General features: G+C 64.8%; 14 protein-coding genes. 11 read left to right on the plus strand and 3 right to left on the minus strand.

What is annotated here, in order from left to right; genetic code table 11:
- Positions 1-5: 5 nt before the first annotated feature.
- The gene (locus ACFPPA_RS08610) at positions 6-1130 is read right to left on the minus strand and encodes an alpha/beta fold hydrolase (protein WP_377319228.1); all 1125 of its coding nucleotides are present in this window, start codon (positions 1128-1130) and stop codon (positions 6-8) included.
- A 336-nt stretch (positions 1131-1466) separates the two neighbouring features.
- On the opposite strand from ACFPPA_RS08610, the gene phbB reads away from it, so the two are divergent.
- Positions 1467-2195 carry an acetoacetyl-CoA reductase gene (phbB, locus tag ACFPPA_RS08615; RefSeq protein ID WP_377319467.1) on the plus strand — a complete coding sequence of 243 codons (729 nt, stop codon included), beginning with the start codon at positions 1467-1469 and terminating at the stop codon, positions 2193-2195.
- A gap of 68 nt (positions 2196-2263) precedes the next feature.
- A complete protein-coding gene (locus tag ACFPPA_RS08620; protein WP_377319230.1) occupies positions 2264-3247 on the plus strand; it encodes a zinc-dependent alcohol dehydrogenase family protein in 984 nt (327 codons plus the stop codon).
- Between the two features lie 237 nt (positions 3248-3484).
- On the opposite strand, the gene ACFPPA_RS08625 is transcribed toward ACFPPA_RS08620, so the two are convergent.
- The gene (locus ACFPPA_RS08625) at positions 3485-4390 is read right to left on the minus strand and encodes a LysR family transcriptional regulator (RefSeq protein WP_377319232.1); all 906 of its coding nucleotides are present in this window, start codon (positions 4388-4390) and stop codon (positions 3485-3487) included.
- Between the two features lie 302 nt (positions 4391-4692).
- On the opposite strand from ACFPPA_RS08625, the gene ACFPPA_RS08630 reads away from it, so the two are divergent.
- Complete coding sequence (locus ACFPPA_RS08630; RefSeq protein WP_377319234.1) at positions 4693-5136, plus strand: cupin domain-containing protein; 444 nt, start codon at positions 4693-4695, stop codon at positions 5134-5136.
- On the plus strand, positions 5136-5384 hold the full coding sequence (locus tag ACFPPA_RS08635) for a SemiSWEET transporter (protein ID WP_377319236.1): 249 nt from the start codon (positions 5136-5138) through the stop codon (positions 5382-5384). The genes ACFPPA_RS08630 and ACFPPA_RS08635 overlap by 1 nt, the downstream gene beginning before the upstream one ends.
- Before the next feature lie 175 nt (positions 5385-5559).
- On the opposite strand, the gene ACFPPA_RS08640 is transcribed toward ACFPPA_RS08635, so the two are convergent.
- Positions 5560-5898 carry an antibiotic biosynthesis monooxygenase family protein gene (locus ACFPPA_RS08640; protein WP_377319238.1) on the minus strand — a complete coding sequence of 113 codons (339 nt, stop codon included), beginning with the start codon at positions 5896-5898 and terminating at the stop codon, positions 5560-5562.
- A gap of 87 nt (positions 5899-5985) precedes the next feature.
- On the opposite strand from ACFPPA_RS08640, the gene soxR reads away from it, so the two are divergent.
- The 7 genes from soxR to ACFPPA_RS08675 all read left to right on the plus strand — a co-directional run bounded on the left by soxR (position 5986) and on the right by ACFPPA_RS08675 (position 12782).
- Positions 5986-6474, plus strand: coding sequence for a redox-sensitive transcriptional activator SoxR (soxR, locus tag ACFPPA_RS08645; protein ID WP_377319240.1), 489 nt, complete (start codon positions 5986-5988; stop codon positions 6472-6474).
- 84 nt (positions 6475-6558) lie between these two features.
- Positions 6559-7452, plus strand: coding sequence for an alpha/beta hydrolase (locus ACFPPA_RS08650; protein ID WP_377319242.1), 894 nt, complete (start codon positions 6559-6561; stop codon positions 7450-7452).
- Positions 7453-7464: 12 nt separating this feature from the next.
- A complete protein-coding gene (locus ACFPPA_RS08655) occupies positions 7465-7680 on the plus strand; it encodes a hypothetical protein (protein ID WP_377319244.1) in 216 nt (71 codons plus the stop codon).
- A 558-nt stretch (positions 7681-8238) separates the two neighbouring features.
- The gene (ppsA, locus tag ACFPPA_RS08660) at positions 8239-10653 is read left to right on the plus strand and encodes a phosphoenolpyruvate synthase (protein ID WP_377319246.1); all 2415 of its coding nucleotides are present in this window, start codon (positions 8239-8241) and stop codon (positions 10651-10653) included.
- 55 nt (positions 10654-10708) lie between these two features.
- Positions 10709-11074: a SpoIIAA family protein gene (locus ACFPPA_RS08665; RefSeq protein WP_377319248.1), complete on the plus strand. Its 366-nt coding sequence runs from the start codon at positions 10709-10711 to the stop codon at positions 11072-11074.
- Positions 11075-11176: 102 nt separating this feature from the next.
- Positions 11177-12337, plus strand: coding sequence for a 4Fe-4S dicluster domain-containing protein (locus ACFPPA_RS08670; protein WP_377319250.1), 1161 nt, complete (start codon positions 11177-11179; stop codon positions 12335-12337).
- On the plus strand, positions 12324-12782 hold the full coding sequence (locus ACFPPA_RS08675; RefSeq protein WP_377319252.1) for a cyclic nucleotide-binding domain-containing protein: 459 nt from the start codon (positions 12324-12326) through the stop codon (positions 12780-12782). The genes ACFPPA_RS08670 and ACFPPA_RS08675 overlap by 14 nt, the downstream gene beginning before the upstream one ends.

Here is a 12782-nt window from a genome sequence, read left to right on the forward strand (position 1 = left end):
CGGGGTCAACTCCCCGACTGGCCGGCCACCCAGGCGGCGATGCCGGGCCAGACATCGGTCAGCGTGCGGGCACCCATGAACAGGCCGACATGGCCACCCGGCACCATCTGCTTGCGGACGTGGGCGGACGGCGTGCCCATCAGTCTTTCCGCGGCGAATACCTGCTCGTGGCTGGTGATGTCGTCGTCCTCGCCGGCCAGCAGGTACAGCGGGCAGGTGATCGCCTTCAGGTCCAGCTTGCGTCCCAGCGCCACGTAATCGCCCCTGGCCAGCAGGTTGCGCTTGAAGAGCTGGTCGATCACCTGGAGGTACCAGCGCCCGGGCAGGTCCAGCGGGTTCTCGTACCAGCGCTCGAATGCCTCGGTCTTGGCAAGCCATGCCGGGTCGTCGATGTGCTCGTACAAATCGATGTGATCCTGCACGTAATGTTGCCCGGGGTGCATGTTCTTCCAGCCGGCAAGCATGTACTTGCCCAGCATCAGCCCGTCGCCGCTGGCCACCAGATCCTCGTAGAAAGCCATCGGGCTGTGCCTGACCATGCCCACCAGCGGGCCGTTGCCGGCATGCGTGTCGATGGGCGCGCCGGCGAGCACGAGGCTCGCCACCTTGTGCGGATAGCGTGCCGCCAGCATGCTCGCCATCCAGCCACCCTGGCACAGGCCGATCAGGTTGACCCGGCCGCCGAGGTCGTCGACGCAGGCCAGCAGTTCGGCCAGGTATTGGTCGACTTCCAGATCCTTCATGTCCGGCGTGGCCGAATGCCAGTCGGTCAGGAACAGCCGTTCGACGCCGTGGCCGAGCAGGGTCTGCATCAGGCTCTGGCCTTCGTGGTAGTCGGCGATCATCGATGTATGCCCCGCGTAGGGCGCGTCGACCAGGGTGGGCATGCCTGCTGCATTCGCCGCCGAGTAATCGCACAGATCCAGCGTACGCAGTTTCAGGCAAACCTCATGGGCCGTGGCCAGCCGGGGCTTGATGCCGCCGTGCATGCGCATCTCCTCGCCCAGGAACCTGACGTTGCGCGCCACCATGTCCAGTCCCTGTTCGGCCATGTCCGCCGCGAGATTGACCGGCCAGAAAAAGGGAACATTGAGATTGGGCCGGGTTACCGCTGTTCTGCGCATGGTCATGCTCGAATGCCTGTCGTGCGATGGATCGGGACGACCGCCACGGCAGCGGATACTGCCGGTCTGCCGGTTTTCCTTGCGCACTCGCTCATCCAGCCGGTGCCGGCTTGCGAGGGCGGTGAGGGCGGGGGAGTCGCGAAGCCTCGGGACGGGCAATCTAGCGCCGCCGGCAACGAGGATTATTGATCCAGCTCAATAAGCCGCCTCGGTGCGGGTTCTATCTTTGATGCGTCACGGAAAGACCGGTGTCGGTACTCCCGTCTCGCTGGCCGGGTCCATGGAACGAACATTCAGCGCCGGGTTCCATTTCACGAACATGCTCGTAGCCAAGGAGACATGCTGATGGGCAAGCTGGCTTTGATCACCGGTGGCACGCGTGGCATCGGGGCCGCCATTGCGCAGCGACTGAGCCGCGACGGCTATCGTGCCGTCGTGACCTACCACGGCAACGATGCCGCCGCACAGGCATTCACCCGGGATCACGGTATTCCCGCCTACAAATGGGACGTGGCCGATTTCGACGCCTGCGAACAGGGCGTCAGGGAAGTCGAGCGTGACGCCGGGCAGCCGGTGGAGATTCTTGTCAACAATGCCGGAGTGACCCGGGATGCGATGCTGCACAAGATGACGCCGGAACAGTGGCGCACGGTGCTCGACGATGATCTTTCGTCCTGCTTCAACATGAGCCGCGCCGTCATCGACGGTCTGCGCCTGCGCGGTTGGGGACGCATCATCAATATCACTTCCGTCAACGGTCAGAAGGGTCAGTTCGGCCAGACCAATTACTCCGCAGCGAAGGCCGGCATGATCGGTTTTACCAAGGCGCTGGCGCTGGAGTCGGCATGCAAGGGCGTCACCGTCAACGCGGTGGCACCGGGCTATACCGCCACCGACATGGTCGCCAAGGTGGACCCTGCGTTGATGGAGCGCATCGTGGCGCAGATTCCGGTGGGCCGGCTCGCCCGCTGCGAGGAAGTCGCCCATGCGGTGGCGTTCCTGGTCCATGACGACTCGGGCTTCATCACGGGAACGACCCTGTCGGTCAACGGCGGACAGTATCTTTCCTGAGCCCGGCGGAACAGGGGCCGCGCGTCACACCGCGGCGACCGGCGTTCAAGAAGCTCGGGGAGAACCGCATGCATGCCATGGTACTCAACGCGGTCGGCAGCCCGCTGGCATGGACCGAACTGCCGGATCGCCAGCCCGGGGCGGGCGAGGTACGCGTCAGGGTGACTGCCTGCGGCGTGTGCCGCACGGATCTGCATGTGGTTGACGGCGAGTTGCCCGATCCACGGGTGCCGATCATTCCCGGTCACGAGATCGTGGGGCGCATCGATGCGATCGGGCCGGACGTCGACGGACTGGCGCTGGGCGAGCGGGTCGGCATTCCATGGTTGGGCCACACCTGTGGCGTGTGCCCTTATTGCATCGAGCACCGCGAGAACCTTTGCGACTCCCCGCTGTTCACCGGCTATACGCGCGATGGCGGCTTCGCCACCGCGGCGATTGCCGATGCGCGCTACGTGTTTCCGCTGGGCGAGACCGGGAGCGATGAATCGCTGGCCCCGTTGCTGTGCGCCGGCCTGATCGGCTGGCGTGCGCTGGTCATGGGTGGCGAAGGGAAAAAGCTGGGGTTGTACGGGTTCGGTGCCGCCGCGCATATCGTGGCGCAGGTCGCACGGTGGCAGGGCCGGTCGGTGTTCGCGTTCACGCGCGCCGGCGACAGCGGCACGCAAGCGTTTGCCAGGCAACTTGGCGCTGTCTGGGCCGGCGGCTCCGACGAACCCTCACCGGAGCCGCTCGATGTGGCGATCATCTTCGCCACCGCCGGCGATCTGATACCGACCGCTCTGAAAGCCGTGCGCAAGGGCGGTCGCGTCGTCTGCGCCGGCATCCACATGAGTGACATTCCCAGCTTCCCGTATGAACTGTTGTGGGAAGAGCGCGAGCTGCTTTCCGTTGCCAATCTGACCCGGCAGGACGGCATCGACTTTCTGCGTCTGGCCCCCGGGATCGGCGTGGTCACCCGAACGACGCCGTATCCACTCGAACAGGCCAATCAGGCGCTGGCCGATTTGCGCGCCGGGCGCTTCGACGGCGCGGCCGTACTCATCCCGTAGCGGCCAGCCAGGAAAAGCTCGTTGCTGGTGATCGTCTATGACGTAGCGCTAGCCGTGGACCAAGCTGAAATCCATAACCATTTGTTTCAAAAAGAGGACTGGACCCATCTGACGGAAGCCCGGCATCAACTGGCTGACACTTTCGGCAAGCTCGGCGTGGGCGATCGGCTCACCGCGATTGAACCGGGCAGGGCATGGCAAGTCATGTTGTCAACCTTGGCCACCGGGACGGGGAAGTCAAATGGGACGTTCGCTGGCCATGGCAACCAAAACCTCTCGAATCCAGCGCAGTCCGCTGTGCCCGTGACTACGTTCGTGCCAGACCATGGCAATGGGGAAACCCTCCACAGGGAATGGACATTCGAACTGCTCGATGTTTTGCCGCTGGTGAACCAGCCGCTCGGGAACGAGCGCCACGAAATCCGAGTGCGCCACGAGTTCCGGAACCAGCAGGAATGAAGCCGCCGACACCACGACGTTGCGCTTGTGCCCAAGGGCAGTCAGAACGTCGTCCACCGGGGTCTCGAAGGCACCGCCGCCAAGGGAAACCACCACATAATCGAGCTGTGCAAATTGCTTGACAGACATGCCCTTGCGCAGTCGTGGGTGATGGGTCCGACCAATCAGCACATAGCGTTCGTCGAACAGATGTCGCGTTCTCAGACTTGGCGGCGCCACGTGAGGCGTCATGAGCGCCAGGTCGACATCGCCTCGCGCCATCTGCCCTTCCAGCTCGCGCGGGTCGAGGTACCGAATCGCGACGCGGACCTTGGGCGCCCGCCGCTGCAGCTCCGTGATGAGCGGCATGACCACTGCAGCCTGCAGGTAATCCGTGCACGCAACCGAGAACGTCAGCTCTGCCGTGGACGGGTCGATGTTGCGATGCGCCGCCAAGGTGCCACGGACTTGGTCAAGAGCTTGTCGAAGCGGGTCGATCAGCTCGATTGCCTTTGCCGTCGGTGTCATCCCCCGCTGCGCCGGAATGAGTAGCGGATCGTCGAATACCTGCCTCAGACGTGCCAACTGGGCACTCACGGCAGGCTGACTCAGATGCAGGCGGTACGCAGCCTTTGTCACGCTGCACTCCACCAGCAGTGTCTCCAGCGTAATGAGCAGGTTGAGATCCAGGCGCTTGGTATCCATGGCTTGGATGGTAACGGCAAAATATATTGATTTGGAAAATGCCAGCAGGCGGCGGAGGATACCGGCGCAAGCACATCCCAACGTGGGATTGCCCCCTTCAGAGGCTTCCCATGACGCCAAGCATTTCTTCCCACCCCTTGCTCACGGTCGTCGGTGCCGCGAACAAGCAAGGCCGCAGCGTGGCGGAATCACTGCTCGACAGCGGGTGCTGTCGATGCGACGACATGACGAGCGAGGCGGTACAACATTTCTTGCGCAAAGGCACCGACGCATCCTGATTCTGCAAATCCTTTGTTTCCTCGATGAATACGGGCTTGAGGTTTCGAACGCGCGTCGAACCGGAGATTCAAATGAATTCACAGTATCCATCGGCCGAGGAATACTCGGCTCAGACCGCCCGCTTCGCCGAGCTGACCGTTGTCGATATCGGCCGGCTGCAGAAGGCCGTGAGCGAGCCCTACGTCAACGACGTGCTCGCGGACTTCAACAGCGACTGCATGCGCATGGCGGTGTTCGAAGGCGAGTACCGCTGGCACCGTCACCCGGATTCGGACGAACTGTTCCTGATTGTGGATGGCCGGTTGCAGATCGACTTCGCCGAACGCCGGACGGTCGAGCTTGCGCCCTGGCAGTTCATCGTGGTTCCTGCGGGCACCGTGCACCGCACCCGCGCCATCGGTCGCACGGTGAACGTGACGTTCGAGAGGCAGGGCGCGCGAACCGAGTTCGCCGAGCGGCAGGGCTGATGTCCGAACTGGTCGGCTATGTCGCTGCCGCTCTGACGACGATCTCATTCGTGCCGCAGGCGACCCGCACCGCGTGTTCCCGCAACACGGCCGGCATCTCGCTGGCGATGTACCTGCTGTTCACCTCGGGCGCCGCGTGCTGGCTGGCCTATGGCGTCTTGATCGGCTCGTGGCCAGTCATCCTTTCCAATGCGATCACGTGCTTGTTGTCCTGCGTGATTCTTATGTTGAAGCTGCGGCACGGATGAGGCGAGGCTGAGTGTGCATCCTCTGCGCCCCCTCTTCCAAAGAAGGGCGGCGCACGTTTCCCACGGTCGCCAGCAAACTTCGCCACGCCATCCGCAGGAGCCCAAACGGTTGCCGTTTCGCCGCACCGGTCAGCCGAGACGAACAGCCGGGACGAGGCAGTGTCGCTCGCGATCGTCAGGCGTTGCGATAGACCCCCATATCGGCCTGCACGCCAAGCTTCTGGATGAACGCTGCAGGGTCGAAGCCTTCTTCCGCGTATCTTTCCTGCATGGTGGTCCGGGCAGCGGCGATCGCCTCCGCGTTGCTCCACTCGACCAGGGTGATGATGTCGATCTCGCCCGGGCGGTCCTCCCGTTGCAGTAGCAGGTTCTGCTTGCAGCCCGGTACGGTGTCCAGGGTCCGCTGGGTGAAGCGCAATCGTTCCATGAAGGCCGGCAAGGCATCGGCGGGCACGACGAAACGGTCGATGCGGAAGATCGATGCGGCGTGGCTGGCCGGGGTAGGGGTGGTCATGGTGGAAACTCCTGCTGAGAGGTGGGTCGAGTCGGGCTGAACGTGCACTGTAAAACCTCATGTAAAGTTGAGGTCAAGAGGTGATGCATGAACACCAGACTGGAACAGGCCGGAATTTCTTCAACCCTCTCCGTGGGCGAAGTGGCGCGTCGCGCGGGCGTGTCGGTATCGGCCCTGCATTTCTACGAGGCGAAGGGGCTGATCAGCAGCGATCGCACGCAGGGCAACCAGCGACGCTATGCACGAGACGTGCTGAGGCGCGTGGCGTTCATCCGCGTGGCCCAGCGGGTAGGCATTGCATTGACCGACATCGCTGCAGCGCTGGCGACCTTGCCTGCCACGGCGGCGCCGACCCGTGCCGATTGGGCGCGATTGTCCGCTGCATGGCGCGCCGATCTGGACGAGCGCATGGCGCAACTGAAGAAGCTGCGCGACACGCTCGATGACTGCATCGGCTGTGGCTGCCTGTCGATCGATCGTTGCCGGCTGCGCAATCCCTGCGACAAGCTTGCCGAGCAAGGGGCGGGCCCGCAACGCCTGTGGATCGGTCGACGCAAAGGGGATGGAGGCAAGTGAGTCCGTAATCGCCGGCCTCTCCAAACCGGATGCCTGCATTCCCCGTATCGCGACGGGTTGGGCCGCCGACTAATCCCCGGGATCATGCGCAGCAGACGCGAGGAAGGCGGCACACCGGGCCCGGGCATCCACACTTCGCCGAATGACGAAGCATCCTTGTCGCGCATCGCGCAGCATGCACCGCGTTTCCCCATCGAGAGGAACTCGAACATGCTTCCGATGCTATTGACAATGGCGCTGGCTACCACGGGCGTCGCCGGGGCCGAGCGAACCGTCCGCCTGCCGACAGGGGCAGCGGAGGAGTGGGTCGCCTTGCACTGCATTGCGCCGCCCCGACCTTCGCACCGCAGCGTGCTGTTCGTACATGGTTCCAGCTTTCCTACGGATCTCGCTGCGGGCTACACCTTTGTGCCCGGCGACTCCTGGTTGGCCTATATGGCCGCCCGCGGCTATTACGCCTGTGGCTTGGACTTTCGCGGGTTCGGCGACTCGAGCCGTCCGTCGGCGATGCGCGCGCCGGCCGCCTCTGGCCTGCCGGTGGAAGGCGCACGCGAGGCGGTCGACGACATCGCTGTCGCCGTGCACTACCTGCACAGTACGATGGGCATGGCAAAAGTGCACATAATCGCCCATTCCTGGGGCACGATTCCGGCCGCGACCTTCGCTGCGCGCGACAGCGCCGCGCTCGCATCACTCACTTTGTTCGGACCGATCGTGTCCGTGTCGGGCGGCAAGCACGAGAACGCCCCGACCGGGGCCTGGTTTCCCTTGACTGCCGCCGAGCGGCTGGACCAGCTGCACTTCAAGAACGTGCTGCCCGACGGGCTGTCGCTGCTGGAACCGGCGGTCGAAGCCCGGTGGGCCGCGGCGTACCTCGCATCGGTTCCCCACGTGAAAGGTGATCCAGCTGACCAGCTTCGAATTCCCAACGGGCCGAACGTGGACATCGTTGCGGCACAGCGAGGGCATTATTCGTAGGACCCGACCAACGTGCGCCTGCCGGTCTTCGTGGTCTATGGGAGCTGCGACGCCGTCGTAGGCGACATGGGCGCCAGCGCCTTCCTGGCGCGCTTCACCGCCAGTCCGCTGCGTTGGCGCCTACGCATCGACGATGGCACCCATGTCATGCACCTCGAGCACAATCGGCATTCGCTGTACGCAAGCGTCGCTGCCTTCGTAGAGACGGCCGAGGCGTTGGCGCCATGAGCAGCGCAGTCGCGCAGGCAAGGGCGTCACCGCCCATGCGGTGGCGTTCCTGGTCCATGACGACTCGGGCTTCGTCACGGGAACGACCCTGCCGGTCAACGGCGGACAGTATCTTTCCTGAGGTCGGCGGAGCAGAGGCCGCGTGCCACACCGTGGCGACCGGCGTTCAGGACGCTCAGTGAGAACCGCATGATGCACGCTCACGCTCGCACTGCCGGATCATCTGGCTTGTTGATCCTGATCAATATGCGCGTTGCCGCGAAACCTAGAATGATGCAGTGAAAAACATTGCATCGATGTACTCGCGCGTCGGCGGATAGCGCTGGCGGGTGGGCGATGTGGCATTCCTGCAGGGCGCTGCAGGTCACCGGCATGCGCATGCGCATGCGTCGGTGGCGATGAGCACGAACGCGAACACGAGACATGACGCGACTGTCTCGCCGTCTTGTCGAAGCGGTCTTGCTCCGTGCGGCGTGCAACCAGGCAAGCGCCATCGGATCGGTGCCGGTGCACGACGGTGGCTGAACTCCGTGCAGGATCGGTGCGCAGGAGGAAGAGATGAAGGCTGACGCCTCGCTGGTGGTCTGGTTCGAGGAACTGGGGCAGCACGACGTGCCGCGGGTCGGCGGCAAGAACGCCTCGCTGGGCGAGATGGTGGGCCGTCTGGCCGGCAAGGGCATCAGCGTGCCGGCCGGATTCGCCACGACGGCGACCGCGTACTGGCGTTTCGTCGACGAGAACGGGCTCAGGGAGGCCATCGCCGCGGCACTCGCCGACCTGGGCGACGGCAAGGCGACGCTCGCCGAAACCGGTGAGGCCATCCGCAACGCGTTCCTGCGTGGCCACTGGCCGAAGGAAGTCGCCGAGGCGATCACCGCGGACTACAACGAGCTGTGCCGGCGCTCCGGCGGGGCGATGGCCGACGTGGCAGTGCGCTCGAGCGCGACCGCCGAAGACCTGCCCGACGCCAGCTTTGCCGGACAGCAGGAAACCTACCTGCACATTCGTGGCGAGGAGGCATTGCTCGATGCGTGCCGGCGTTGCTACGCCTCGCTCTTCACCGACCGTGCCATCAGCTATCGCCAGACCAAAGGATTCGATCACCTGAAGGTGGCGCTGTCGATCGGCATCCAGCGCATGGTGCGCTCGGACACCGGCGGTGCGGGGGTGATGTTCTCGATCGATACCGAGACCGGCTTCGAGCAGGTGGTACTTATCAATGCCGCCTGGGGGCTCGGCGAGAACGTCGTGCAGGGGGCGGTCGATCCGGATGAATACGAGGTGTTCAAGCCGCTGCTGGCCAACCCGTCACTGTCGCCGATCATCGAGATGAAACGTGGCGGCAAGGCACGCAAGATGATCTATGCGGACGACGGCGATCAACCGACCCGGAACGTGCCGACGTCCGAGGCGGAGCGCGCCGCTTTCGTTCTCGACGAACGGGAGATCCTGCAACTGGCGCGCTGGGCCTGCATCATCGAAGAGCACTACGGCCGACCGATGGACATGGAATGGGCCAAAGATGGCAACAGCGGCGAGCTGTTCATTGTCCAGGCGCGTCCGGAAACGGTGCAGTCGCGGCGCGAGGCCGGCGCGCTGAAGACCTACCGGATCAAGCGCAAGGGCCGGACGCTCGCCTCCGGCCTCAGTGTCGGCGAAGCCGTGACGGGCGGAACCGTCTGCGCGCTGGAGAGCGCCCGGGAGATCGATCGTTTCGTCGACGGGGCGGTTCTGGTCACCGGAACCACAGATCCGGACTGGGTGCCGATCATGAAGCGCGCGGCGGCGATCGTGACCGACCACGGCGGCCGCACCTCGCATGCGGCGATCGTCAGTCGGGAGCTGGGGCTGCCGGCCGTCGTCGGTACCGGCAACGCGACCCGGGTGCTGCACGACGGGCAGGCGGTGACGGTTTCCTGCGCGGAGGGCGAGGAGGGCTTCGTCTACGAAGGCCTGGCCGATTTCGAGGCCGAGGACATCGACCTGCGCGGCATACCCGCGACGCGGACCAAGGTCATGCTCAACATGGCCAACCCGGCGGCCGCCTTCCGCTGGTGGCGCCTGCCCGCCGACGGCGTCGGCCTGGCGCGCATGGAGTTTGTCATCAACAACCAGATCAAGATCCACCCGATGGCGCTGGTCCGCTACGAGACACTTGCCGACAAGGAGGTAAAGCGCCGGATCGCGGAGCTGACCGCGGGCTACGCCGACAAGACTGCGTATTTCGTCGAGCGGCTCGCGCGTGCCCTGGCGCGGATCGCCGCCGCGCATTACCCGGCACCGGTGATCGTGCGCATGAGCGACTTCAAGACCAACGAATACGCCAACCTCATCGGCGGCGCCGAATTCGAGCCGAAGGAACAGAACCCGATGCTCGGCTTCCGTGGCGCCTCGCGTTACTACTCCCCGCAGTATCGGGACGGGTTCGCCCTCGAGTGCCGCGCCATCCGCCTGCTGCGCAAGCAGCTGGGGTTCGACAACGTGATCGTGATGATCCCGTTCTGCCGCTCGCCGAAGGAGGCGGACCGGGTGCTGGAGGTGATGGCGGCCAACGGGCTCGAACGCGGCAAGGACGGCCTGCAGGTGTACGTGATGTGCGAGATCCCATCTAACGTGATCCTGGCCAGGGCATTCGCACGGCGCTTCGATGGCTTTTCGATCGGCAGCAACGACCTGACCCAGCTCACCCTGGGCGTCGATCGCGACTCCGAGGTGCTGGCCGAGCTGTTCGACGAGCAGGACGAGGCGGTCGAATGGATGATCCGGCATGTCATCGACGAAGCGCATGCCGTTGGCGCCAAGGTCGGTCTGTGCGGCCAGGCCCCCAGCGATCATCCGTCATTCGCCGAGTTTCTGGTGACCTGTGGCATCGACTCGATGTCGGTGAGTCCCGACAGTTTCGTTGCCGTCAAGCGTCACGTGGTGGCTGCCGAGCAGGCCGCCGCGCCCGGCAAAGTTGCGACGCGTGCATGAACGTCGACACCGCATGTCCCGTAACGGGGCATGAGGCCATTCGAGGAGAAGTCCGGTGATCGAAGATCTGCAAGGTTTTCCCGACGACGTGGTGGCCTTCGCCTGCCGCGGGCACGTCACGGCACACGAGTACCAGGCGGTCCTCATGCCGCGGGTCGAACAGGCACTGCAGCAGCACGACAAGGTTCGCGTCTACTACCAGGTCGACGATGACTTCACCGGGATCGAGCCGGGCGCGGTGTGGGAGGACATCAAGGTGGGCATGCAGCATCGCCGTCACTGGGATCGGATCGCCGTGGTCACCGATGTCGACTGGATCAGGAACACCATGCGGGCGTTCGGGTTCCTGATGCCCTGCGAGATGAGGATCTTTCCGACCACGGAAAGGGCGCGTGCGCGCGACTGGATCACGTCCCGGTAGCGTGGCCGGATTGCCGCGCCGTGATCCTGCCGGCACAGGCGTCGCGCAGGCGGGGCCGCCAGCAAGGGTGGACCGGCGTTCGAGTTGATGGGAGCTGAGAGGATGGAGCAGGCCTTGGCCATTGGCGCAACAGCGGTGATCTCCCGGGCAGCCCTGCAGGGGCTGATCGAGGCGCTGGCCGCCCGTCACTACCGGGTCATGGGGCCGACGGTGCGCGATGGTGCCATCGTCTACGACCGGATCACCGGTCTGGCCGATCTGCCGGCCGGCTGGACGGACGAGCAGGAGGCGGGGCGCTATCGCCTGAAACGGCGGGACGACCCGGCGTTGTTCGGTTTCGCCGTCGGTCCGCATTCATGGAAACGCTTCCTGCATCCGCCGGCCGAAACGCTGTGGACGGCACACCGGGACGGCGAAGGGTTCACCATCAGCCTCCGCGACGAGGAGCCCGCCCGGTTCGCTTTCATTGGCGTGCGCGCGTGCGAGATCCACGCCATGGCCGTGCAGGACAAGGTCTTCTGCGATGGTCCCTATCCGGACGAAGGCTACCGGGAGCGTCGTCGCAACGCCTTCATCGTTGCCGTCAACTGCGGGGAGGCCGGCGGCACCTGCTTCTGCGTGTCCATGCGGACGGGTCCGAAAGCGCAGTCCGGCTTCGATCTGGCGCTGACCGAGTTGCTGGGCGCGGAGCAGCATGAATTCCTGGTCGAGGTCGGCAGCGAGGCCGGTGCCGAACTGCTTGGACAGCTGCCGTATCGGCCCGCGGAAGACGCCCAGCTTGCCGCCGCACAGGCCGTGGTCGCCCGTACCGCGAGCCGGATGGGGCGCACCCTTGAAACCGGGGGCATCAAGGAGTTGCTGCAAGGCAACCTGGAGCACCCGCGCTGGGACGAGGTCGCCGATCGTTGCCTGACCTGCGGCAACTGCACGATGGTGTGCCCGACCTGTTTCTGTACGACGGTGGAGGATCACGGCGATCTTGCCGGAGACTCGGCCGAGCGCGTGCGGCTCTGGGACTCCTGTTTCACCATGGATTTTTCCGACCTCCACGGCGGCAGCGCGCGGCACACCCCTCGTGCACGCTATCGGCAGTGGATGACGCACAAGCTGGCCCACTGGATCGACCAGTTCGGTACCTCCGGATGCGTCGGCTGCGGCCGCTGCATCACCTGGTGCCCGGTGGGCATCGACATCACGGAAGAGGCGGCGGCGATCCGGGCAACGCCCCAGACCCGGAAGGAGGCGCAGGGTGGACAGTCTTGAATCCCTCTTGAAAGAGCATCCCTTCTTTGCCGGCTTTGCTGCCGAGCATGCGCAACTGGTGGCGGGATGCGCCCGCAATCGCCGTTTCGAGGCGGGTCAGTATCTGTTTCGCGCGGGTGAGAGCGCGGACGAATTCTTCCTGATCCGCCACGGCCGGATCGCTCTCGAAGTCTCGGCGCCCGGGCGGGCGCCGATGATCTTCACCACCCTGGGCGTGGGCGAGATCGTCGGCGCATCCTGGCTGATTCCTCCCTACCGGTGGATGTTCGATGCGCGTGCGTTGGAACTGACCCGGGTGTTGGGCATCGACGCTGCCTGCCTGCGCGGAAAGTGCGAGGCCGACCACCATCTCGGCTACGAGATGATGAAACGGTTCCTGCCGGTATTCGTGAAGCGGCTACACGACACCCAGCTGCAGATCCTCGATGTGTACGGGAAGCGCTGA

The organism is Rhodanobacter ginsengisoli (assembly GCF_042657065.1).
GTDB lineage: Bacteria > Pseudomonadota > Gammaproteobacteria > Xanthomonadales > Rhodanobacteraceae > Rhodanobacter > Rhodanobacter ginsengisoli.

Bases quoted from the DNA above. Each gene is read 5' to 3' on its own strand.
- ACFPPA_RS08610 (WP_377319228.1), bottom strand. From the start codon at position 1,130: ATGACCATGCGCAGAACAGCGGTAACCCGGCCCAATCTCAATGTTCCC.
- ACFPPA_RS08620 (WP_377319230.1), top strand. From the start codon at position 2,264: ATGCATGCCATGGTACTCAACGCGGTCGGCAGCCCGCTGGCATGGACC.
- ACFPPA_RS08625 (WP_377319232.1), bottom strand. From the start codon at position 4,390: ATGGATACCAAGCGCCTGGATCTCAACCTGCTCATTACGCTGGAGACA.
- ACFPPA_RS08630 (WP_377319234.1), top strand. From the start codon at position 4,693: ATGAATACGGGCTTGAGGTTTCGAACGCGCGTCGAACCGGAGATTCAA.
- ACFPPA_RS08635 (WP_377319236.1), top strand. From the start codon at position 5,136: ATGTCCGAACTGGTCGGCTATGTCGCTGCCGCTCTGACGACGATCTCA.
- ACFPPA_RS08640 (WP_377319238.1), bottom strand. From the start codon at position 5,898: ATGACCACCCCTACCCCGGCCAGCCACGCCGCATCGATCTTCCGCATC.
- soxR (WP_377319240.1), top strand. From the start codon at position 5,986: ATGAACACCAGACTGGAACAGGCCGGAATTTCTTCAACCCTCTCCGTG.
- ACFPPA_RS08650 (WP_377319242.1), top strand. From the start codon at position 6,559: ATGCGCAGCAGACGCGAGGAAGGCGGCACACCGGGCCCGGGCATCCAC.
- ppsA (WP_377319246.1), top strand. From the start codon at position 8,239: ATGAAGGCTGACGCCTCGCTGGTGGTCTGGTTCGAGGAACTGGGGCAG.
- ACFPPA_RS08670 (WP_377319250.1), top strand. From the start codon at position 11,177: ATGGAGCAGGCCTTGGCCATTGGCGCAACAGCGGTGATCTCCCGGGCA.